Annotated in this window: 19 protein-coding genes; 18 read left to right on the top strand and 1 reads right to left on the bottom strand. The window is 67.2% G+C overall.

Annotation, left to right across the window (positions count from 1 at the left end):
- The first annotated feature begins 637 nt into the window (after positions 1-637).
- The 18 genes from hpnI to SB764_RS17635 all read left to right on the top strand — a co-directional run bounded on the left by hpnI (position 638) and on the right by SB764_RS17635 (position 21,532).
- On the top strand, positions 638-1,975 hold the full coding sequence (gene hpnI, locus SB764_RS17550; protein ID WP_080180552.1) for a bacteriohopanetetrol glucosamine biosynthesis glycosyltransferase HpnI: 1,338 nt from the start codon (positions 638-640) through the stop codon (positions 1,973-1,975).
- A gap of 130 nt (positions 1,976-2,105) precedes the next feature.
- Positions 2,106-3,527, top strand: coding sequence for a hopanoid biosynthesis associated radical SAM protein HpnJ (gene hpnJ / locus SB764_RS17555; protein WP_065061184.1), 1,422 nt, complete (start codon positions 2,106-2,108; stop codon positions 3,525-3,527).
- Positions 3,524-4,444 carry a hopanoid biosynthesis-associated protein HpnK gene (gene hpnK, locus SB764_RS17560; protein WP_124260817.1) on the top strand — a complete coding sequence of 307 codons (921 nt, stop codon included), beginning with the start codon at positions 3,524-3,526 and terminating at the stop codon, positions 4,442-4,444. Before hpnJ ends, hpnK begins: the two co-directional genes overlap by 4 nt.
- Entirely contained in the window at positions 4,438-5,517 is a 1,080-nt protein-coding gene (locus SB764_RS17565) for a lysylphosphatidylglycerol synthase domain-containing protein (protein ID WP_065061186.1), read from the top strand. The genes hpnK and SB764_RS17565 overlap by 7 nt, the downstream gene beginning before the upstream one ends.
- Positions 5,518-5,596: 79 nt before the next feature.
- The gene (locus SB764_RS17570) at positions 5,597-6,178 is read left to right on the top strand and encodes a hypothetical protein (RefSeq protein WP_065061244.1); all 582 of its coding nucleotides are present in this window, start codon (positions 5,597-5,599) and stop codon (positions 6,176-6,178) included.
- A 139-nt stretch (positions 6,179-6,317) separates the two neighbouring features.
- Positions 6,318-7,367 carry a patatin-like phospholipase family protein gene (locus tag SB764_RS17575; RefSeq protein WP_110329369.1) on the top strand — a complete coding sequence of 350 codons (1,050 nt, stop codon included), beginning with the start codon at positions 6,318-6,320 and terminating at the stop codon, positions 7,365-7,367.
- A gap of 333 nt (positions 7,368-7,700) precedes the next feature.
- Positions 7,701-8,390 carry an ABC transporter permease gene (locus SB764_RS17580; protein WP_065061188.1) on the top strand — a complete coding sequence of 230 codons (690 nt, stop codon included), beginning with the start codon at positions 7,701-7,703 and terminating at the stop codon, positions 8,388-8,390.
- Between the two features lie 19 nt (positions 8,391-8,409).
- Positions 8,410-9,123 (top strand): ABC transporter permease, encoded by a 714-nt coding sequence (locus tag SB764_RS17585; protein ID WP_183038225.1) that lies wholly within the window; start codon positions 8,410-8,412, stop codon positions 9,121-9,123.
- 51 nt (positions 9,124-9,174) lie between these two features.
- A complete protein-coding gene (locus tag SB764_RS17590) occupies positions 9,175-9,963 on the top strand; it encodes an ABC transporter ATP-binding protein (RefSeq protein ID WP_183714573.1) in 789 nt (262 codons plus the stop codon).
- Between the two features lie 133 nt (positions 9,964-10,096).
- Positions 10,097-11,068, top strand: a complete 972-nt coding sequence (locus SB764_RS17595; protein WP_231957618.1) for a GlxA family transcriptional regulator — start codon at positions 10,097-10,099, stop codon at positions 11,066-11,068.
- A gap of 318 nt (positions 11,069-11,386) precedes the next feature.
- Positions 11,387-12,604: an aspartate aminotransferase family protein gene (locus tag SB764_RS17600; protein ID WP_074986335.1), complete on the top strand. Its 1,218-nt coding sequence runs from the start codon at positions 11,387-11,389 to the stop codon at positions 12,602-12,604.
- Between the two features lie 31 nt (positions 12,605-12,635).
- Positions 12,636-13,748, top strand: a complete 1,113-nt coding sequence (gene aruF, locus SB764_RS17605; RefSeq protein WP_074986333.1) for an arginine/ornithine succinyltransferase subunit alpha — start codon at positions 12,636-12,638, stop codon at positions 13,746-13,748.
- Positions 13,745-14,776, top strand: a complete 1,032-nt coding sequence (gene astA / locus SB764_RS17610; RefSeq protein WP_065061193.1) for an arginine N-succinyltransferase — start codon at positions 13,745-13,747, stop codon at positions 14,774-14,776. The genes aruF and astA overlap by 4 nt, the downstream gene beginning before the upstream one ends.
- A 43-nt stretch (positions 14,777-14,819) precedes the next feature.
- On the top strand, positions 14,820-16,283 hold the full coding sequence (gene astD, locus SB764_RS17615) for a succinylglutamate-semialdehyde dehydrogenase (protein WP_410864189.1): 1,464 nt from the start codon (positions 14,820-14,822) through the stop codon (positions 16,281-16,283).
- A gap of 9 nt (positions 16,284-16,292) precedes the next feature.
- On the top strand, positions 16,293-17,657 hold the full coding sequence (gene astB / locus SB764_RS17620; RefSeq protein ID WP_321890609.1) for an N-succinylarginine dihydrolase: 1,365 nt from the start codon (positions 16,293-16,295) through the stop codon (positions 17,655-17,657).
- A complete protein-coding gene (astE, locus tag SB764_RS17625) occupies positions 17,641-18,696 on the top strand; it encodes a succinylglutamate desuccinylase (protein WP_110329353.1) in 1,056 nt (351 codons plus the stop codon). The genes astB and astE overlap by 17 nt, the downstream gene beginning before the upstream one ends.
- Before the next feature lie 279 nt (positions 18,697-18,975).
- Complete coding sequence (locus SB764_RS17630) at positions 18,976-19,770, top strand: ABC transporter substrate-binding protein (RefSeq protein ID WP_176081892.1); 795 nt, start codon at positions 18,976-18,978, stop codon at positions 19,768-19,770.
- A 355-nt stretch (positions 19,771-20,125) separates the two neighbouring features.
- Complete coding sequence (locus tag SB764_RS17635; RefSeq protein WP_110329352.1) at positions 20,126-21,532, top strand: EAL and HDOD domain-containing protein; 1,407 nt, start codon at positions 20,126-20,128, stop codon at positions 21,530-21,532.
- 101 nt (positions 21,533-21,633) lie between these two features.
- Here SB764_RS17635 and SB764_RS17640 read toward each other — a convergent pair whose 3' ends face one another.
- The gene (locus tag SB764_RS17640; RefSeq protein ID WP_065061247.1) at positions 21,634-23,094 is read right to left on the bottom strand and encodes an HDOD domain-containing protein; all 1,461 of its coding nucleotides are present in this window, start codon (positions 23,092-23,094) and stop codon (positions 21,634-21,636) included.
- Between the last annotated feature and the right edge of the window lie 3 nt (positions 23,095-23,097).

Here is a 23,097-nt window from a genome sequence, read left to right on the forward strand (position 1 = left end):
GCGGCAAGGCCCGCGCAAGGTGCGGCCATTGTGCCAAAGCGCTCCGGAACCTGCTGACGGCCGCCAGGAATCCATGCGGGCGGCGTGGGTTCCATCGCTCGCCATGGTGGTTTAATTGAATCAGAATAATTCTTGTTTATTCCGACTTTACAACCTCTAATTCAATTGTGTTAAAGAAGCATTGCGATATGCTTACCGAATTTTTTCAATTACAGCAATATTGTCGGTGGAAAAGATTCGCTGTTGGAATAATCGCGGACCTTTCCGATCTTTTCATCTTTGAGAAGGATTTTTGCGAAGACTGGAAGGTTGTTTGAGGACGTTGCTGCTACAATTTTTGCGCCGAATCAGGGCGCAGATTGCGAAACTCGCGCGATGCGCATCAAGTTTTCAGGCGTCGTTTAATCAAATCATCATTTAAATTTGCGCTGGGTCACTAAAAATGACGTCGCCCGTTACGTTTATGGCGATCAATATGTAGTGCAGATACGATGCGCGTTTGTTTTTTGATGAATTTCGGGGTAGGGCAAATGGTTCCAGGCAAGACATTTGATCTGGACGGTGCGGTATGCCGGGCCGTCGTGTGCGCATTCGCGCCATGCGGCGTCCGCCTGACTGACGGGCGAGGCGCGTTCGCATGACGGGTTCGCTCTTTTCCGCATGGCCGTTCGCGTGGTGGCTGCTGGTGGCGTTGTGCTGCGCCGCCACGTTCTACGCCATCAGCGCCGCGTTGACGATGCCGCGCCACGGCTCCGCCACGCAGGTGCGCCTCGCCGCGCGTCTCGCGCGCGCCCGCGCGGCCACGCCGGTGAGCGTGCTCAAGCCGCTGTGCGGCGCCGAGCCGCGTCTCTACGAGAACCTCGCGACCTTCTGCGAGCAGCGTCATCCGCGTTATCAACTGATCTTTGGCGTGTCGTCGGCGAACGATCCGGCCATCGCCGTGGTGCAGCGGCTACAGGCCGCGTATCCGGGCCACGACATCATGCTCGTGATCGACGCGAGCGTGCACGGCAGCAACCTCAAGGTCAGCAACCTGATCAATATGGCGGCGCACGCGCGTCACGACCTGCTGATCGTGGCCGACAGCGACATCGCCGTCGAGCCGGACTATCTCGACATCGTCACCGCGCCGCTCGCCGATCCGCGCGTCGGCGTGGTGACCTGCCTCTATCGCGCACGCAGCGTCGGCGGCTTCTGGCCGCGCCTCGGCGCGCTGTTCATCAACGAATGGTTTGCGCCGTCGGTGCGCGTCGCGCACTCGACGGGCTCGCGCGCCTTCGGTTTCGGCGCCACGCTGGCGCTTTCGCGCACGACGCTCGAGCGCATCGGCGGCTTCGCGGCGCTCAAGGACTGTCTCGCCGACGACTATCTGCTGGCCCGTTTCGCGCGCGATCACGGCCTCGCGACGGTGCTCGCGCCCGTGCTCGTCGCGACCGACGTGATCGAGCCGACCTTGCGCACGCTGTGGCTGCGCGAAACGCGCTGGCTGCGCACGATCCGCTCGGTGAATCCGGCGGGCTTCGCCTCGCTGTTCATCACGTTCACGTTTCCGTGGCTCGTCGCGGGCGCGCTCGGTTATGCGCTGCTCGCGGGTCTGCTGCCGGTTCGCGGCAGCGGCGTCGCGCTGTGCGCCGGCGCGCGGGCGGCGATGGCCGCGCTGGCGACCAGCACGGTCGGCGGTATCATCGCGCGCATAGCGTTGCATGCGCGCAGCAGCGGCGGCTGGCGCGTGTTCTGGCGCGATTTGCCGCTTGTGCCGCTGCGCGACGCGTTGCTGCTCTTGCAGTGGCTCGCGGCCGTGTTCGGCTCGCATGTGGTCTGGCGCGGCGTGCGCGTGCCGGTGGCCAATCCCGAAACGGGCGAGGCGGCCGGGCCCGGACACACGCTTGTCACGCCGACCGTGTCCACTGCGCGCGAGCCGCGTGTGAGCGCGTCGCGGCGGCGCGCGGTCGTCGAGGTCACGGATGGGCGCTGATGGACACGGATGGCGCTGAACAGAACACGCATACGCACCACTCATCGCGCGCGACGCCGGCTGGAACCGGCGTTCGCGCGCGCACGCTTTCAAGCACAATTGACTCAAGGATTGCCGGAGCATTCATCTCATGAAAACGCTGTTTTTGCAGGCCCCGTCGTATGACGGCTTCGATGGCGGCGCAGGTTCGCGCTATCAGGCGAAGCGCGAGATCCGCTCGTTCTGGTATCCGACCTGGCTCGCGCAACCCGCGGCGCTGGTGCCGCAGAGCCGCGTGCTCGACGCGCCCGCCGACGGTATCGGCGTGGAGGAAACGCTCAAGATCGCGATGGATTACGACCTCGTGATCATCCATACGAGCACGCCTTCGTTTCCGACCGACGCGCTGTTCGCCGAGGACCTCAAGAAGCGCAAGCCGTCGCTGCTGGTCGGCATGGTCGGCGCGAAGGTGATGGTCGATCCGCACAACTCGCTCACGGCGTCCGACGCCATCGACTTCGTCTGCCGCGAGGAATTCGACTACACCTGCAAGGAAATCGCCGAAGGCAAGCCTTTCCCCGAGATCAAGGGCTTGAGCTGGCGCGCGAAGGACGGCTCGATCGAGCACAACGAAGCGCGCCCGATCCTCGAAAACATGGACGAGCTGCCGTTCGTCGCGCCCATTTACAAGCGCGACCTGAAGATCGACAACTACTTCATCGGCTATCTGAACTACCCGTACGTGTCGATCTACACGGGGCGCGGCTGCAAGTCGCGCTGCACGTTCTGCCTGTGGCCGCAGACGGTCAGCGGCCATCGCTATCGCACGCGCTCGGTCGAGAACGTGATCGCCGAAGCGAAGTGGATTCGCGACAACATGCCCGAAGTGAAAGAGCTGATGTTCGACGACGACACCTTCACCGACGACCTGCCGCGCGCCGAAGCCATCGCCATCGGCCTCGGCAAGCTCGGCATGACGTGGTCGTGCAACGCGAAGGCCAACGTGCCGTACAAGACGCTCAAGGTCATGAAGGAAAACGGCCTGCGCCTGCTGCTCGTGGGCTTCGAGTCGGGCGACGACCAGATTCTCGTGAACATCAAGAAGGGAGTGCGCACCGACTTCGCGCGCCGTTTCAGCGCGGACTGCAAGAGCCTCGGCATCAAGATTCACGGCACCTTCATTCTGGGTCTGCCGGGCGAGACGCAGGAGACCATCAGGAAGACCATCGAGTACGCGAAGGAAATCAATCCGCACACGATCCAGGTCTCGCTCGCCGCGCCGTATCCGGGCACGACGCTCTACAAGCAGGCCGTCGAAAACGGCTGGATGGAAGAGAACAAGACCATCAATCTGGTGAGCAAGGAAGGCGTGCAGCTCGCGGCGATCGGCTATGCGCATCTGTCGCGCGAGGAGATCTATCACCACCTCGAACAGTTCTATCGCCAGTTCTATTTCCGGCCGTCGAAGATCTGGGAAATCGTCCGCGAAATGCTGACGAGCTGGGACATGATGAAGCGCCGTCTGCGCGAAGGCGTGGAGTTCTTCCGCTTCCTGCGCGCCCACGAGGCATGATGCAGCCGCCCGCGCGCGCGCTGATTTTCACCGCCGACGACTTCGGCCTGCACGAGCGGGTCAACGCGGCGGTGGAGCGCGCGCATCGCGACGGCGTGCTCAATGCCGCGAGCCTGATGGTGGCCGCGCCCGCCGCGGCCGACGCGGTGGCGCGCGCGCAACGCCTGCCGACGCTGCGCGTGGGGCTGCATCTCGTGCTGGCCGACGGCGCGTCGATGCTGCCGCGCGCGCGCATTCCCGCGCTCGTCGACGCGCAAGGCCGGTTCGGCGACAACATGGTGCGCGACGGCTTTCGCTTCTTCTTCCTGCCGCACGTGCGTGCGCAGCTCGCGCTCGAAATCCGCGCGCAGTTCGAGGCGTTCGCGGCGACGGGCCTCGCGCTCGATCACGTGAACACGCACAAGCATTTCCATCTGCATCCCACGGTGCTTTCGCTGATCCTGTCGATCGGCCGCGAGTATGGTTTGCGCGCGGTGCGTCTGCCGCTGGAAGCGGGCGCGCCCGCCGCGCTCAAGCCGTGGCTCGCGCTCGTGCGCGCGCGCCTCGCACGGGCGGGCATCGCGCATAACGATTACGTGGTGGGCATCGCGAACACGGGCGCGATGGACGAAGCCGTGCTGCTCGATGCGATCGCGCGCCTGCCTGCGCAGGGCGTCGGCGAAATCTACTGCCACCCGGCCGAAGCGCCGGCGGTGGGCGAGGGGCCGATCACCGCGTCGATGCAACGCTATCGCCACGCCGATGAACTCGCCGCGCTGGTCTCGCCGCGCGTGGCCGCCGCGCTCGCGCGTGCGGGCGTGCGTCACGGCGGCTTCACCGACGTGTTTTTCGATGGCGGCGATGGTCGCGACGGTCATGATGTTCACGCAGCGACGCGGCCGCGCGCCGGGCTGGCGGAGGGTCGGGCGTCATCATGAAGTGGCTTCAATGGCTGGGTTTGCCGGTCGGGATCGCGATCCTGATCGGCCTCGTGGTTCACGACGGCGCGCATGACGTGATGCGCGTGATCGGCGCGGCGGGTCCGGTGCTGCTCTGGCTCGTGCCGTTCCATGCGCTGCCGCTGCTGCTCGACGCGCACGCGTGGCGTCTGCTGCTCGACCGGCGCGCGCCGCTTGCCTTCCTCTGGTGGGTCGCCACGGTGCGCGAAGCCGTCAACCGCCTGCTGCCCGTCGTGGGCGTGGGCGGCGAGCTGGTCGGCATTCGCCTTGCGCGCTGGAAATTGCGCGAGCCGCACGAGGCGAGCGAGGTCACGGCGTCGGTGATCGTCGAGGTCTTCGTGACGATCGCCGTGCAGTACGCGTTTTCGGCGCTCGGCGTGGTGCTGATCGTCGCGGCGACCGGCGACGGCGGCTCGTTGCGCACCATCGTCACGATCGCGCTCGCGCTCGTGCTGAGCGCGCCGCTGCCCGTGCTCGCGATCGTGCTGCTGCGTCGCGGCGGCGTGTTCCATGCGATCGAGCGCTGGGCCGCGCGTCTGTTCGGCGAAGCAACGTGGCAGAAGCTGGGCATCGACGGCCAGCGGCTCGACGCCGATCTCGATGCGCTGATGTCGCGCACGGGCCTGATGTTCCGCGCGTTCTTCTGGCAGCTTGGCGGCTACATGCTGGGCGCGTTCGAAACCTGGTGGGCGCTCTCGCTGCTCGGCCATCCGGTCTCGGTCGGCGACGCGCTCGCCATCGAAGCCATCACCCAGGCGGTGCGCCACGCCGCCTTCATGGTGCCCGCGGGCCTCGGCGTGCAGGAAGTCGCCGTGGTGCTGCTCGCGCAACTGTTCGGCGTGAGTCAGGACGTGGCGTTCTCGCTCGCGCTCGTCAAGCGCATGCGCGAAGTGGTGTTCGGCGTGATCGCGCTGATTTCCTGGCAGGCCGCCGAGATCGTGCGCACGCGCCGCGCGCTGCACGGCGGCGCGCCGGAGCGCGTCGGGCTGCGCGCCGTTGCGCGCGTTGCCGAACCTTCGAAGCGGGCTTCGGGACACGACCGGCGTCATTGACGGTACATTGTGGCTATCCGGCGTGCGCCGGGCCTCGGGGCCGCGCACGCGCAAGCCCATGTTGATGCCGTACCCGAACATGCCTTCCCCATTCAGATCCACGCGGACGCTCACCGCTGCGTGCGCCGCGCTGGCGGCGTTCACGCTCGCCGGCTGCGACGACCGCCAGTTCGACGCCATGCTCGATTCGCTCCGCCAGAGCTTCAAGACCTTCTTCGATTCGGTGAAGCCCGACGCGCTGCTGCTCAAGGGCCTCACGCCCGGCGTGTCCACGCTCGAGCAGGTGCGCGAGCAGATGGGCAAGCCGGAGACCGAGCGCCTGTTCGACGACGGCTCGCGCCGCCTCGAATATCCGCGCGGCCCGCAGGGCCTCAAGACCTTCATGGTCGACATCGGCCCGAACGGACGGCTCGTGGCCATCACCCAGGCGCTCACGGCGGAAAACTTCGCGAAGGTGCGTATCGGCATGAGTCAGGACGAGGTGCGCGCGCTGCTCGGCAAACCGGGGCAGATAGCCGCCTACCGGCTCAAGCAGGAGACCGTCTGGAGCTGGAAATGGTACGAGGGCGGCGTGACGCCGGAGGCGTATTTCAACGTGCATTTCGGCCCGGACGGCCATGTCTCGACGACATCGCGCTCGGACGTGATACGTGGACACTAAGGTGGGCACTAAGGTGGACACTAAGGTGGACACTAAGGTGGACACTAAGCGCGGACATTGAACGAATCGGCGCAAAACACAGACAAAACGCCATGACTCTGAAACAAGACAGGCAACAGGCACGCGGGAGACGGGCATGGTGACGCAACGACGACGCGCCCGCCGCGTGGGGCTCGTGCTGGGCGGCGGGGCGGCGCGCGGCTGGGCGCATATCGGCGCGATCCGCGCGCTGGAGGAAGCGGGCATCCGGCCCGATGTGGTCTGCGGCACCTCGATCGGCGCGCTGGTGGGCGCGGTCTATGCCAATGGCGATCTGGACTGGCTGGAGGACTGGGTCGGCAAGCTCACGTGGCAGACCGTGGTGCGGCTGCTCGATCTGCGCTTTTCGGGCGGGCTGCTGGGCGGGCGCAAGGTCATCGACCTGTTCGCGAAGCAGTTCAACGGCCGCGCGATCGACGACCTGAAAATGCCGTTCGCGGCGGTCGCGACCGAACTCGACACGGGCCGCGAGGTCTGGCTGCGCGAGGGCGGCGTGGTCGACGCGGTGCGCGCCTCGATTGCGATTCCGGGCATCTTCACGCCGATCTGGCACGACGGCGTCTGGCTCGTCGACGGCGGCCTCAGCAATCCGGTGCCGGTGTCCGCCGCGCGCGCGATGCGCGCCGACACGGTGATCGCCATCGATCTCAATCACGACATTCTCAATGGCCGCGATCTGGGCGGCGCGATCGACACGGTGCCGCGCGCGGTGCCGGGCGCCGCGCGCCGCGCCGTGACCGACGGCGTGTTGCCGGAAGCGGGCGAAGCGGCGGGCGACGTGACCGGCGCGAGTGGTATCACCGGCGCGGCCGACCCGGCGCCCTTGATGCGCAAGAACGGCAAGCGTTTTCCGGGCTGGCTGCAACCGTCGGGGCCGGGCGGGGCGGGCGGTCCGGACGTGCGCGTGGCGCCGCCGCCTTCGGCGCGGGTGCCGTCGATGCTCAGCTCGATCGCGCAAAGCATCGACATCATGCAGGTGCGCATCACGCGCAGCCGTCTCGCAGGCGAGCCCGCCGATGTGCTGATCCAGCCGCGCCTCGGCGGCATGGGGATTTTCGACTTTCATCGCGCCGGACCGGCCATCGCCGAGGGCCGCGCGGCGGTCCAGTACATGCTGCCCGCGATCCGCGCGCAGTTGGGGATCGACTGAGGAGGGCGGGCTCGACCGCCGCCTCGCGTCGGCGCCTGACATCCGCGGCATCGCGCCGTCTATCGAAAAAGCGACCCGAAACTTGTCAAAACGCCCCGCGGGCTTGCGCCTGGCGGGGCGTTGTCTTTGCAGCTTTCAAAAGCATCGCGCCCTGACAGTGCGGGCGAAACGCCGTTGCGCCGGGCCCGGCGGTCTGCGCCGACACGAATTGTTGCAATGCAACACGCGCGCCGGGCGCGTTTGAGCAAACAATTTGGCGCTGCGACGATCCGCGCCACTTCCCGGGCTTTTTTCGCGCCCGGCATCTCGACCACGACTTCCCCGGAGACGCGCGTGATGCTTTACGGCTTTGGTCCGGTGCTGCTCGCCGGCACGATCCAGACGATCGAACTCTCGCTGCTGTCGCTGGGCGTGGCCGTGCTGCTCGGCCTCGCGGGCGCGGCGGCCAAGCTCTCGTTCAACCGGCCGCTCGCGGCCTGCGCGACGGCCTACACCACGCTGATCCGTTCGGTGCCCGATCTCGTGCTGATGCTGCTGCTGTTCTACAGCATCCAGATCGGCGTGAACGAGGCCACCGACGCGCTCGGCATGGCGCAGATCGACATCGATCCGTTCGTGGCGGGTGTGCTCACGCTCGGCTTCATTTACGGCGCGTATTTCACCGAGACCTTTCGCGGCGCGTTTCTCGCCGTGCCGCGCGGCCAGCTCGAAGCGGGCTACGCCTACGGCATGAGCGGCGCGCGCGTGTTCGCCCGCATCCTGTTTCCGCAGATGATGCGCTTCGCGCTGCCGGGCATCGGCAACAACTGGCAGGTGCTCGTGAAAGCGACGGCGCTGGTGTCGATCATCGGTCTCGCCGATGTCGTGAAGGCCGCCCAGGACGCGGGCCGCAGCACCTTCAACCTGTTCTTCTTCCTGCTGATCGCCGCGCTCATCTATCTCGCGATCACGACGATTTCGAACTTCGCGCTGATCTGGCTGGAACGCCGCTACTCGGCCGGCGTGCGCCACGCGCAACTCTGACACCGCAAGGGCACAAGCGATGAACGAAATCCTTCAGCAATTCGGCCGCGCGTTTCTCTACTGGGACGGTGAGCACGTCTCCGGCCTCGCCATGACGCTCTGGCTGCTCGTGGTGTCGGTGGCGTTCGGCTTCGTATGCGCGGTGCCGCTCTCGGTCGCGCGCGTTTCGCAGCGGCGCTGGCTGTCGATGCCGGTGCGCTTCTACACCTACGTGTTTCGCGGCACGCCGCTCTACGTGCAGCTTCTGCTGATCTACACGGGCGTGTACAGTCTCGCCTTCGTGCGCAGCGAGCCGCTTCTCGACGCGTTCTTCCGCAGCGGTCTGAACTGCGCGATCCTCGCGTTCGCGCTCAACACCTGCGCGTACACCACCGAGATTTTCGCGGGCGCGATCCGCGCGACCTCGCACGGCGAAGTGGAAGCGGCGCGCGCCTACGGCATGAGCCCGTTCACGATGTACTGGCGCATCGTTCTGCCTTCGGCGCTGCGCCGCGCGCTGCCGCTGTACAGTAACGAAGTGATCCTGATGCTGCACGCCACCACGGTCGCGTTCACGGCCACGGTGCCCGATCTGCTCAAGGTGGCGCGCGACGCCAACTCGGCCACGTATCGCTCGTTCGAGTCGTTCGGCCTCGCGGCGCTGATCTACTGTGCGGTATCGTGCGTGCTGGTGGCGCTGTTCCGCCGCGCGGAAAAACGCTGGCTCGGCCATCTGGCCGTGCGCACGCGCTGAATCGCCTCGCACTGACGCGACATTTTTTTGGAGACCATCTTGGCTCAGACGATGCAAACGACGCCTGCGGGCGGGAGCAAGCTGATCGCGCGCGACATCCACAAGCGTTACGGCGACAACGAAGTGCTCAAGGGCGTCTCGCTCGACGCGAAGAAGGGCGACGTGATCAGCATCATCGGCGCGAGCGGCTCGGGCAAAAGCACGTTCCTGCGCTGCATCAATTTCCTGGAGAAGCCGAACGCGGGCGAGATCGTCGTCGATGGCGAAACGGTGCGCACGAAAGCGGCCCGTGACGGCGGCCTCGAAGTGGCCGATCACAAGCAGCTTCAGCGCATCCGCACCAAGCTCGCGATGGTGTTCCAGCACTTCAATCTCTGGTCGCACATGAACGTGATCGAGAACGTGATGGAAGCGCCGCTGCACGTGCTCGGCGTGCCGCGCAAGGAAGCCGAGGAGCGCGCGCGCGAGTATCTGGAGAAAGTCGGGCTCGCGCCGCGCGTGGAAAAGCAGTATCCCTCGCATCTGTCGGGCGGCCAGCAGCAGCGCGTGGCGATCGCGCGCGCGCTCGCCATGCATCCGGACGTGATGCTGTTCGACGAACCGACGTCGGCGCTCGATCCCGAACTCGTCGGCGAAGTGCTCAAGGTGATGCAGAAGCTCGCCGAGGAAGGCCGCACGATGATCGTCGTGACGCACGAAATGGGTTTCGCGCGCAATGTGTCGAATCACGTGATGTTTCTGCATCAGGGCCGCACCGAGGAGCAGGGCGCGCCCGCCGACGTGCTCGGCGCGCCGAAGAGCGAGCGCCTGCGCCAGTTTCTGTCGGGCAGTCTGAAATAAGCGACGCACGGCGTCTTCGCGCATGAACCAGGAAGGGAACGCATCCGCCGCTTCGGTGGCATCGACCACGCCAGCCGTCGCGCGCGCGAACCGCACGACGCAGGTGGCGATCGTCGCGCTGCCGCCGGTGTCGATGTCGGGCGTGGGCCCGATCGTCGACGCGCTCAATCTCGCCAACGAGATCGACGGCCGCGCGCTCTACCGCTGGCAGATGTACTCGTGGAACGGCCGGCCCGTGCCGCTCGCGGGCGGCGCGCAGTGGCCCGCCGACGGCACCTTCGGCGACGCGCTCGCGTGCGACTGGCTGATCGTCGTGACCGAGCGCTATCAGCAGTTCGCCGACTATCGCCTGTTTCTCGCGAGCCTCGCGCGCCTCGGGCCGCGCACGCCGCTCGTCACCGGCATTCATCACGGCGTCTGGTGGCTCGCGATGGCCGGGCAGTTGCAGGGCTATCGCGTGGCCGTGAACTGGGAGACGTACCAGCAGTTCGCCGAGCAGTTCGAGCGCACCATCGTCACGCAGCATCTCTACGAGATCGACCGCGATCGCGCGACCTGCGCGGGCGGCCAGGCGACGCTCGACTTCATGCTGGCGATGATCGGTCGCGAGCACGGCCCCGAACTCGTGGACCGCATCGCCGACGCGATGGGCGCGAGCACGCTGCGCGGCGGCGACGAGCGTCAGCGCATTCCGTTCGTGACCGCGCCCGGCGAGCGCCATCCGCGCCTGAACGACGCGCTCATGCTGATGGAAGCGAACATCGAGGATCCGCTCACGACCGACGAGATCGCCGGGCACGTGGGCGTCTCGCGCCGTCAGCTCGAACGCCTGTTCCGGCAGTATCTGAACGCGATGCCGTCGAAGTACTACCTCGGCCTGCGGCTCGCGAAGGCGCGCTCGCAGTTGCAGCGCACCAGCAAGTCGGTGGTGCAGATCAGCCTCGCGTGCGGGTTTTCATCGGCGGCGCATTTTTCGAACGCGTATCGCGAGCGCTTCGGCGTGACGCCGCGCGAGGATCGCCGCAACTGGATCGAGCGCCAGCACGGCGGCGCGAATCCCGAGCCGCGCGCCGGGGCGCTGGTGGAGCCGCCCGAGCGTGATTGAAGCGCGATTGAAGCGCGATTGAAGCGCGATTGAAGCGCGATTGAAGCGTGATCGAGCCGTCGTGGAAGCGGGCGCGCTCGCCTGACCCGGCGCACGAAAATGGCTCATTCGGGACGGAAAACCCCGCCGCGCCGCCGCTGACGAAAAAACGCGTCGCGCCTGCGCAAGACGTTTGCAGCGCGGTTGCCTACACTGCAACCGATACTCGCTCGATTGAGCCCATTAGCATCCGGTTCGTACCCTAATCGCGCCTTGCGCGGCACGAGCCTGAATCGAGAACCTGAATCGGCACCCGATTCGAGACCACAAGGATTCGCCATGAACGACCAGACTGTGAGCCGCCAGACCTTCGACGAAGTGATGGTGCCGTGCTTCTCGCCCGCGCCGTTCGTGCCCGACCGCGGCGAAGGCTCGCGCGTGTGGGACACCGCCGGGCGCGATTACATCGACTTCGCCTGCGGTATCGCCGTGACCTCGCTCGGCCACGCGCATCCGGAACTGCTCAAGGTGCTGCACGAGCAGGGCGGCAAGCTCTGGCACATCGGCAACGGCTACACCAACGAGCCGGTGCTGCGCCTCGCGAAGAAGCTCGAATCGCTGACGTTCGCCGATCGCGCGTTCTTCGCCAACTCGGGCGCGGAAGCCAACGAAGCCGCGCTCAAGCTCGCGCGCCGCGTCGCCTTCGACCGCCACGGCGAGCAGAAGGCCGAGATCGTCTCGTTCACGCAGTCGTTCCACGGCCGCACCTTCTTCACGGTGAGCGTGGGCGGCCAGCCGAAATATTCGGAAGGCTTCGGCCCGATTCCGCAAGGCATCATCCATCTGCCGTACAACGACATCGACGCCGCCAAGCGCGCGATCGGCCCGCAAACCTGCGCCGTGATCGTCGAGCCGGTGCAGGGCGAAGGCGGCGTGATTCCCGCCGATCCGGCCTTCCTGCGCGCGCTGCGCGAGGCCTGCGACGCGCACGGCGCGCTGCTGATTTTCGACGAAGTGCAAACCGGCGTGGGCCGCACGGGCACCTTCTACGCCTACGAGCAGACCGGCGTGACGCCCGACATCCTGACCACGGCGAAGGCGCTCGGCAACGGTTTCCCGATCGGCGCGATGCTCACGACCGAAGCCATCGCGGCGCACTTCAAGGTGGGCGTGCACGGCACGACCTACGGCGGCAATCCGCTCGGCGCGGCCATCGCGCACAAGGTCGTCGAGCTGATCAGCGACCCGGCGGTGCTGGCGGGCGTGCGCGCACGCGGCGAGACGATCCGCGCGAAGCTCGCGCACTTGAACGCGCGCTTCGACGTGTTCAAGGAAGTGCGCGGCCAGGGTCTGCTGATCGGCGCCGAACTGAACGCACGTTTCGCGGGCCGCGCGAAGGACTTCAACGGCGCGGCGGCGAACCGCGGCGTGATGATGCTGATCGCGGGCCCGGACGTGCTGCGCTTCGCGCCTTCGCTGATCATGCCGGCGGCCGATCTGGACGAGGGCTTCGCGCGCCTCGAACAGGCGTTCGAAGACGTGGTCGGCGCGCGCTGACCGGCGTTCATTCTCGATAACAGGACCGACGATGCTATTCGTTCGCCCCGCCAGGCTTGCCGATCTCGACGCGATCGCGCACATGGCCCGCACCGCGCAGCCCGTGCTGCATTCGCTGCCGCACGACCGCGCGGCGCTGGAAGCGCGCATCGCGCTGTCCGAGGATTCGTTTCGCGCGGACGTCGACTTTCCGGGCGAGGAGTTCTATCTCTTCGTGCTCGAAGATTCGGCGACGGGCCGGCTCGTCGGCACGTCGAGCCTGATCGCGGCGGCGGGCTACTCGGAGCCGTTCTACGCGTTCCGCAACGACGCGCTGATCCACGCCTCGCGCGAGCTGCACGTGAACCGCAAGATTCACGCGCTCACGATGTCGCACGAACTCACGGGCAAGAGCCGCCTCGCGGGCTTCTATATCGATCCCGCCCTGCGCGGCGACGCGGCGGCGCATTTGATGTCGCGCGCGCGCATGATGTACGTGGCGATGAACCGCCGCCGTTTCACGCCCGAGGTGTTCTCGCTGCTGCTCGGCGTGACCGACGACGCGGGCGCCTCGCCGTTCTGGGAAGCGGTGGGCCGCAAGTTCTTCGGGCGCGATTTCAAGGACATCGAAATGGCCTCGGGCGGCAGAAGCCGCACCTTCATCGCCGAAGTGATGCCCGCGTATCCGCTTTACGTGCCGCTGTTGCCGGAAGCGGCGCAGCGCGTGCTCGGCGAGCCCGATCCGCGTGCGCTGCTCGCGTACGAGATTCATCTCGAAGAAGGGTTCGAGCCCGACCGTTACGTCGATATCTTCGACGCGGGCCCGGTGCTCACGGCGCAGGTCGATCGCACGGCGTCGGTCGCGGGCAACGCGACGCGCGTGGTGCGGGAAAGCGCATCCGCGAACGCAGAAGTTTCTGAAACCTATCTGGTCGCCAGCCAGCAAGGCGGAGAGTTCCGCTGCGTGCTCGCCACGCTGCCGGTGCAGGAAGCGTCGACGTACGCGCCGCATGCGCCACACGCACCGCTGGCCCTCGTCGCCGACGCGCCGCTCGACGCCGCCACGCGCGCGGCGCTGAACGTGCAGGACGGCGCGCGCGTGCGCTGCGCGCCGCTGTATCGCGAGACGCCCGACAACGACAATTCGATGGGAGAAGCGCAATGATCGTGGTACGCGTCGTGCAGACGGGCGATGTGGACGCGCTCGTCGCGTTGGCCCAGGAAACCGGCCCCGGTCTCACGACCTTCAAGCCCGACCGCGAGGCGCTGGCCGCGCGCATCGAGCGCACGCGGCGCACGCTCGCGGGCGAAGCCGCGCCGGCCGAGGCGGGCTACTTCTTCGTGATGGAAGACACCGCGAGCGGCGACGTGGCGGGCGTCTGCGGCATCGAAGCGGCCGTGGGCCTCACGCAGCCGTTCTACAACTATCGCGTGAGCACGGTGGTGCACGCGAGCCAGGACCTCGGCATCTGGACGCGCATGCGCGCGCTCAACATCTCGCACGACCTCACCGGTTATGCGGAAGTGTGCTCGCTGTTCCTCTCGCCGCGCCATCGCACGGGCGGCATGGGCGGGTTGCTGTCGCGCTCGCGCTTCATGTTCATCGCGCAGTTCCGCGAGCGTTTTCCGGAACGCATCTGCGCCGAATTGCGCGGCCATTTCGACGACGAAGGCACCTCGCCGTTCTGGCGCGCGGTCGGTTCGCACTTCTATCAGATCGATTTCAATGCCGCCGATTATCTGAGTTCGCATGGCCGCAAGGCGTTTCTCGCCGAGCTGATGCCGCGCTACCCCGTCTACGTCGAACTGCTGCCCGAGGAGGCGCAGGCGTGCGTGGGCCTCACGCACGCGGACACGGTGCCCGCGCGCCGCATGCTCGAAGGCGAAGGGCTGCGCTACGAGAATCACGTCGATATTTTCGATGCGGGCCCCGTGCTCGAATGCCATATCGCCGATTTGCGCACGGTGCGCGAGAGTGTGGTGGTGCCCGTGCGCATCGGCGCGCAGACGGCCGAAGAGGGCGTGCGCTCGCTGGTCTCGAACACCTCGCTCGCGGATTTTCGCGTGGGTTTCGCGCCGGGTGTCGTCAGCGACGGCGCGTTCACGCTGAGCGCGCAGGAAGCGGCCGCGCTCGGCGTGCGCGAAGGCGAGCCGGTGCGCGTGCTGGGCGCCGCGCGGCGTCAGGGCGCGTGAACGTGAACAGGCAGCACGCGCGAGCAAAATAACAGGACGAGTCATGAACGAGCTTTTCATCGATGGGCAATGGTGCGCGGCCTCGGGCGCCGCGTTTGCGTCGCGCAATCCGGGCACGGGCGCGATCGTGTGGAGCGGCAACGCCGCCAACGAGGGCGACGTCGAGCGCGCGGTGAGCGCCGCGCGCCGTGCCTTCCCGGCGTGGTCGAATCTGCCGTTCGAGGCGCGCTGCGAGATCGTCAAGCGCTTCGCGGCGCTCGTCACCGAACGCAAGGAGCAGCTCGCCCAGGCCATCGGCCGCGAAACCGGCAAGCCGCTCTGGGAGGCGCGCACCGAAGCGGCGTCGATGGCGGCCAAGGTCGCGATCTCGATCACCGCCTACCACGAGCGCACCGGCGAAAAGCGCAGCGACATGGCCGACGGCGTGGCCGTGCTGCGTCATCGTCCGCATGGCGTGGTGGCCGTGTTCGGTCCGTACAACTTTCCGGGCCATCTGCCCAACGGCCATATCGTGCCCGCGCTGATCGCCGGCAACACGGTCGTGTTCAAGCCTTCTGAACTCGCGCCCGATGTTGCGCGCGTGACGGTCGAAATCTGGCGCGACGCCGGACTGCCCGCGGGCGTGATGAACCTCGTGCAGGGCGAGCGCGATACCGGCGTGGCGCTCGCGAATCATCGCCAGATCGACGGGCTGTTTTTCACCGGCAGCTCGAACACCGGCACGCATCTGCATCGCCAGTTCGGTGGCCGGCCCGAGATCGTGCTCGCGCTGGAGATGGGCGGTAACAATCCGCTCGTCGTCGCGCCTGTCGACGACGTCGATGCCGCCGTGCATCACGCGATCCAGTCGGCGTTTCTGTCGGCGGGGCAGCGCTGCACCTGCGCGCGCCGCATTCTCGTACCGTCCGATGGGTTCGGCGAGCGCTTTCTGGCGCGCTTCGTCGAGGTGTCGTCGCGCATCGCGGTGGGCGAGTACGACGCCGATCCGCAACCGTTCATGGGCGCGGTGATCTCGGCGCGAGCGGCGGGCAAGCTGATGGAAGCGCAAGCCATGCTGCTCGAACGCGGCGCGAAGGCGTTGCTGCCGATGACGCAGCGCGACCCGGCGCTCGGCTTCGTCACGCCCGGCATTCTCGACGTGACCGGCGTGGCCGATCTGCCCGACGAGGAGCACTTCGGCCCGCTCGCGCAGATCGTGCGCTACGCCGGTTTCGACGACGCCATCGCCCAGGCCAACAACACCGCCTACGGTCTTTCGGCCGGTCTGCTCGCCGACGATGCCGCGCTCTGGCAGCGCTTCTCGCGCGAGATCCGCGCGGGCATCGTCAACTGGAACCGGCCCACCAACGGCGCGTCGAGCGGCGCGCCGTTCGGCGGTCCGGGCCGCTCGGGCAATCACCGTCCGAGCGCGTACTACGCAGCCGACTACTGCGCATGGCCGATGGCCTCGGTGGAAAGCGCACAACTGCTGATGCCCGCGAGCGTTTCGCCGGGCCTTCAATTCTGAGGATCGACGATGAGCCATTCCGCAACCGGATCCAAGGCCACCCTGGAGGCCAATTTCGACGGACTCGTTGGCCCCACGCACAACTACGCGGGGCTGTCGTTCGGCAACGTCGCGTCGCAGAACAACGAGAAGTCGGTCGCGAATCCGCGCGCCGCCGCGCAGCAGGGTCTGCGCAAGATGAAGCGGCTCGCCGATCTCGGCTTCGCGCAGGGCGTGTTGCCGCCGCAGGAGCGGCCGTCGATCCGTCTGCTGCGCGAACTGGGTTTCAGCGGCAAGGAAACCGACGCGATCGCGCGCGCCGCGAAGGACGCGCCCGAACTGCTCGCGGCGGCCAGCTCGGCGTCGGCCATGTGGACCGCGAACGCGGCCACCGTGAGCCCGTCGGCCGACACGCCCGACCGGCGCGTGCATTTCACGCCCGCGAACCTGTGCAGCAAGCTGCATCGCGCGATCGAACACGAGTACACGCGCCGCACGCTCGGCGCGATTTTCGCGGATCCGTCGCACTTCGTGGTGCACGAAGCGCTGCCCGGCACGCCCGCGCTCGGCGATGAAGGCGCGGCCAATCACACGCGTTTTTGCGCGCAGTACGGCGAGCGCGGTGTGGAATTTTTCGTCTACGGCCGCAGCGAATACCGTCGCGGACCGGAGCCGAAGCGCTTTCCGGCGCGTCAGACCTTCGAGGCGAGCCGCGCGATCGCGCAGCGCCACGGCCTGAGCGACGACATCGCCGTGTTCGCGCAGCAGAATCCCGACGTGATCGACGCGGGCGTGTTCCATAACGACGTGATCGCCGTGGGCAACCGCACGACGCTGTTCTGCCACGAACGCGCGTTCGTCGAGCAGGGCAAGGTCTACGACGAACTGCGCGCGAAGCTCGCGGCGCAGGGCGCGCCATTCGACGTGATCGAGGTGCCGGGCGCGCAGGTGAGCGTCGCCGACGCGGTCACGTCGTATCTCTTCAACAGCCAGTTGCTGAGCGGCGCGGACGGCAAGCAGGTGCTCGTCGTGCCGCAGGAATGCCGCGAGAACCCGCGCGTGGCGATCTGGCTCGAAGAGCTGGTTGCGAAGCCCGGTCCGATCGACGACGTGCTCGTATTCGATCTGCGCGAGAGCATGAAGAACGGCGGCGGTCCCGCGTGCCTGCGTCTGCGCGTGGTGCTCAGCGAAGCGGAGCGCGCCGCCGTCGCGCCCGGCGTGTGGATGAATGACGCGCTGTTCGCGCGCCTCGACGCGTGGATCGAAAAGCACTATCGCGACCGCCTCGCGCCGCAGGATCTCACCGATCCGGCGCTGCTCGCGGAGTCGCGCACGGCGCTCGACGAACTCACGCAGATTCTCGGCCTCGGCTCGCTCTATGACTTCCAGCGCTGATTCCGCCGTGCTCGCCGATTTTCTCGCCGCGACGCTGGCAGGCCGGCGTCCCGTGCACGACGACGCAAATGCGGGCGCGTGCGCGAACGGCGCGGTGCGCTGGCAGTGGCAGGACGAAGGCGTGCTGTTGCTCGAACCTGTGCATGGCGATGCTGACAAGGATGCCCCGGCGCGCAGCGTGCTGATTTCGGCGGGCGTGCACGGCGACGAAACCGCGCCCATCGAGCTGCTTTCGCAGATGGTCGCGGACATCGCGGCGGGGCGTCTGCCGCTCGCGTGCCGTCTGCTCGTCGTCCTCGGCAACGCGGCCGCGATGCGCGCCGCCACGCGCTACGAAGACGACGACCTCAACCGCCTGTTCGGCGGCCGCCACGCGCGCGTGCCGCAGAGCCGCGAAGCGCCGCGCGCGATCGCGCTCGAACAGGCTGCGCAGCGCTTTTTCGAAGCCACGCCCGCTGCCGGCACGCGCTGGCACCTCGACCTGCACACGGCGATCCGCGCCTCGGCGTTCGAGCAGTTCGCGCTCTTGCCGTACACGGGCGGCGCGCCCGCGCGCGCGATGTTCGACTGGCTCGCCGACGCGCGCATCGCCGCCGTGCTGATCCACACGGAAAAGGGTGCGACGTATTCGTCGTTCACCGCCGACGCGTGCGGCGCGACCGCCTGCACGCTCGAACTCGGCAAGGTGCGTCCGTTCGGCCAGAACGACCTCGCGCGTTTCGCGCACGCGGACGCGGCGATCCGACGGCTCGTCTCGGGCGCGCACGCCGATGCCGATGCGCCAATGCCGCGCGTCTTCACCGTGATCGGCCAGATCACGAAGCAGAGCGACGCGCTGCAACTGCACGTGGCCGCCGACGTCGCCAACTTCACGCCGTTCGCGCGCGGCACCGTGCTCGCCGAGGACGGCGCGTATCGCTATGTCGTCGCGCACGACGAGGAGCGCATCGTGTTCCCTAATCCGTCCGTGAAGCCGGGTTTGCGCGCGGGCCTGCTCGTCGTCGAGACGACCGGCGCAACGCTCGCCGCGCTCGTTTAAGCCGCGTCCGGCGCTTGGGCGGCGCACGCCCGTCGCCGTCCGCCGCTTGCGCATCCACGACATCCAATTGCAATTTCGCCCCGCGCCGTCCGGCTCGCCGACGGCGTAGGGGCGTTTTCGGAGCGCGTGTGCGGGCGCGGTACAATCGCGCCCTCGCGGTTGCTGCGGCGCATCAGAAACGATGGGGCCGTTTGAGCCGCTTTTTTGGCGCAGCGATCCTGCCCCAAGCGCGACGGAGACCACCGGAGCGCGCTGTAAACCGACTGGAAAGAGACACTGATGAACATGAACTGGAACAAGCTGGCCCGCCTCGCGCTCTGCGCGGCCGTCACCGTGGCCGCGGGCTCGGCGCACGCTGCCGATATCAAGGAAATCCGCTTCGGCGTCGAGGCGTCCTATGCGCCGTTCGAATCGAAGTCGCCGAGCGGCGAACTGCAGGGCTTCGACATCGACGTCGGCAACGCCGTCTGCGCGAAGCTCAAGGCGAAGTGCGTGTGGGTTGAAAACTCGTTCGACGGCCTGATTCCGGCGCTCGAAGCGCGCAAGTTCAACGCGATCAACTCGGACATGACGATCACCGACCAGCGTCGTCAGGCGATCGACTTCACCGATCCGATCTACGCGATCCCGAACCAGATGATCGCGAAGAAGGGCAGCCCGTTGCTGCCGACGCCGGCATCGCTGAAGGGCAAGCACGTGGGCGTGCTGCAAGGCACGATCCAGGAGTCGTATGCGAAGGCCAAGTGGGCGCCCGCGGGCGTCGACGTCGTGCCTTACCAGACGCAGGACCAGATCTATGCCGATCTCGCCTCGGGTCGTCTGGACGCCGCGTTCCAGGACGCCGAAGCCGCGTCGAAGGGCTTTCTGAACAAGCCGCAAGGCGCGGGCTTCGCGTTCGCGGGTCCGCAGGTCGTCGACGCCAAGCTGCTGGGCGAGGGCGTGGGCTACGGCGTGCGCAAGAACGACGCGGCGCTCAAGGCCGCGCTCAACGGCGCGCTGAAGGAACTGAAGGCCGACGGCACGATCGACAAGATCGCCGCCAAATACTTCGACGTGAAGGTCGTGCTGAAGTAAGCGCACGCGGTGTCATCGTGTAGCGCCCGACCGGCCGGTTGACACCGGCCGGTATTTTTTACGCATCGATAATTCGGAATCCGGAATAATGGCCGCGCCCGCCGCTGTATCTGGCCCTGCGCGCGCCGCATTGAACGCGTAACATGGCGATTATTTTCGTGAATTGAGCGTCCGCTTCATAGGCTGGACGTATCCGCCAGGATAAAATCTTTGCGGGTAAGAAAGAGTAAGAATTAAAGGTGGAAACGGGAATGCGCCGCGGCGCCGCATCGCGGTCCTCAGGCGAGCAAGAAGAAGTCGAACGAAGAGAGACCAGACGGGCGCGACGAAAAACGTGGCGCCACGCGGGGGACCCATGAGCTTCAATACCGCAGACCAGCACACCTCGGGTGCCGTGGCCGGCACGCCTTCGGGCGCGCCGTCCGGCGCCACGCAGGACCGGGCCGATTCCGTCGAAGTGTATTTCGCGCGCTTGCCGCTGCTCGATCGCGACGGCATGTTGTGCGCCTACGAAACCTTGCCGCGCATCGTCGCGCGCGAAGGCGAACCGGCCGACAGTCACACGCCCGCCGACCCCGCAAACGCGGCGAACGCGGTGCAAGGGCTCACGCTCGCGCCGCCGTCACAGGCCGCCGTGCTCGTGGAGGCGTTCACGCGGCCCGCGCTGCGCGCCGCGCTCACGGGCCATCCGGCATGGATCGACGTGACGCGCGAGATGCTGTTCGACGACGCGCTGCTGCGTCTGCCCGCCGATCGCGTCACCTTCGAATTGCCGATCGACGTGGGCGCCGACCCCGAGGTGATCGCGCGCATCGTCAAGCTGCATGGCAAGCGCTTTCGCTTCGCGCTCGACAACGTTACGAAGGCCGACGAATCGTTCGCGAAGCTGCTGCCTTACGTGGACGCGATCAAGATCGACATTCGCGACATCGCGGCCACGATGCTGCCGAAGTTCGCGAGCGTGCTCAAGGCGGCGGGCAAGCTGCTCGTCGCGCTGGGCGTCGAAAACAAGGACGACTACGAACGCGTGCATGCGCTCGGCTTCGACCGCTTTCAGGGCTATTACTTCACGAAGCCGCACGGCGGCGCGCGCCGCGCGAGCGCCTCGCGCCAGGCGCTGCTGAACCTGCTGCAACTGCTCGCCTCCGAGCCCACGGTGATGCAGCTCGAAGCGGAGCTCAAGCTCAATCCCGTGCTTGTGATGCATCTGATGCGGCTCGCGAATTCGAGCAGCTTCGCGCCCGGCCGCAAGGTCACCACGCTGCGCGAGGCGATCAACGCCACCGGCACCAACCGCATCGCGCGCTGGACGCAACTGCTGCTGTACGCGGACGGCCGCAAGATTTCCCTCGAAGACGACCCGATGCTGCAACTCGCGGCCACGCGCGCGCGCTTCATGGAAATGGCGGCGGCGGTGTTGCCCGAAGCCGGTCCGACCGAAGAAGATTCGGCGTTTCTCGTGGGCGTGTTCTCGTTCGTCGATGCCGTGTTCGGCGGCCCGATCGAAGGCGCGCTCGAAGTGCTGCGTCTCGCCAAGCCGATCCGCGCGGCGATCCTGCGCCGCGAAGGCGTGCTTGGGCAATTGCTCAATGCGAGCGAGGCGCTGGAGCGCGGCGACTGGTCCGCCGTGGATGCGGCGTGCGAACATCTCGCGCCGCTCGACGCGGGCGCGGTGTCGGCGCTGGCCTTGCAGGCGGCCGAATGGGCGGGCATGGCCGAGCGCGATGCGCAAGCGCAGGGGCTCGTTCAAGTCGAGGAGTAAGGGCGCACGGTTATTCACGCAGAAAAACAAACGGGGCGCCAGGCGCCCCGTTTTGCTTTAGAACGACAACGCCGCCTGGCGACGACGCTCGCGAGTCGAGATCAGCTCGAGGTTTTCGCCAGGGTCTTCACCGCATCGCCGGCAAAGAAGCGCGCGAGTTCGTGCGCGAGCTCGTTGAGCGCGCTCATTTCCTTCTGCGAGATGCGGCGCGGTTCCTGGCTCGTCATCCAGTCGCCGTAGAGCAGGGCGACGGGCGGTTCGCCCTGCGCGGCCACCGGCAGCAGCACGAAGGCGCGGGTGTCGTCGAAACGGGCGCGATACCAGCCCGGCAGACGCGTGAGCATCTTCGGGTCCTGGGCATTCTCGATGAAGATCCCCACCGAGTTGGCGATCGCCAGATGGAATACATCGGGCTGGAAAGTCGCGCTGAACGTGAGCTTGTCGAGACCGTCTTCCACGTCGGGGCCGAAGCCGCGCTGCGCTTCGAACATGTTCGCGCCGCGTCGCACGAACACGACCGTGCGCGCAAAGCCGAGGCCCGCGAGCACGGTTTCGGTGGCGAGCGTGAGCGCCGCCGAGAGCGCGCTGTCGGGCGGCAGGGCGCGCAGATCCTCGACGCCCGCGGCGATGCGCGCCTCGGGGTCGAGCGCCTCGCGCGCGATGGCGTCCGCGTTCGCGCGCAGTTCGACGATCTCGCGCATCACGCCGTCGTCGGCTTCCTCGTTGGCGAGCGCGAGGCTCATCTGCACCAGCGTTTCCGGATCGGTGTTGAGCGCGCGGCCGTAGTACTGCGCGAGTTCGGCGATGTGCTCCTCGCGCACTTCGTCGGTCAGCCCGGGCGTGGTCAGCACGCGCGCGACTTCCGTCGAGTAGTTCGTGATGGCGCGCAGCCATTGCACCTGGCGCGACTCGGTGCCGGCCGGGTCGTACTCGCCCATGCCTTCGCGGATGGCCTCGGGCAGGCGCCAGCGCGCGGCCGCGTCCTGGCCGATTTCGGCGAAGGTCACGCCGAGCACGTCGATGCAGGCTTCGTCCTCGCTCGTGCCCGCGTCGCATTCGCGGCGGATCTGGTCCCACTCGGGTTCGAGATAGAACACCACGAGCAGCTTGCCGACCTGGCGCATCAGCGTGCAGACCACGGCTTCCTCGCCCGCGCGCAGGTCGCCGCGCTCGGTGAGCTTGCGCGCGACGCAGCCGGACAGCAGGGTGCGGTTCAGTTCGAGTTTGGCGTCGATGCGGCGCGGCGCACTGTGATGGAAGTGATCGACGATCTTCAGGCCGACCACGAGATGGCCGACCGCGTCCATGCCGAGCACCATCAGCGCGCGCGTGACGGTCGTGATGTTGCCGCCGAAGGCCATGTACATGGCCGAGTTGGCGAGGCGCAGCACTTTTTGCGTGAGCGCGAAGTCCGACAGCACGACTTTCACGAGCGCGCCGAAGTCGTAGTCGTCGTTGGTCATGGCCGCGACCGTCGTGCGCAGCGATTGCGACAGCATGGGGAAGTCGCCGCGCTCGTTCATGCGAGCCCAGAGCCGGTCGAGCAGGACTGCCTTTACCATCTG

It is taken from the genome of Paraburkholderia sp. SIMBA_027 (assembly GCF_046535315.1).
GTDB lineage: Bacteria > Pseudomonadota > Gammaproteobacteria > Burkholderiales > Burkholderiaceae > Paraburkholderia > Paraburkholderia tropica.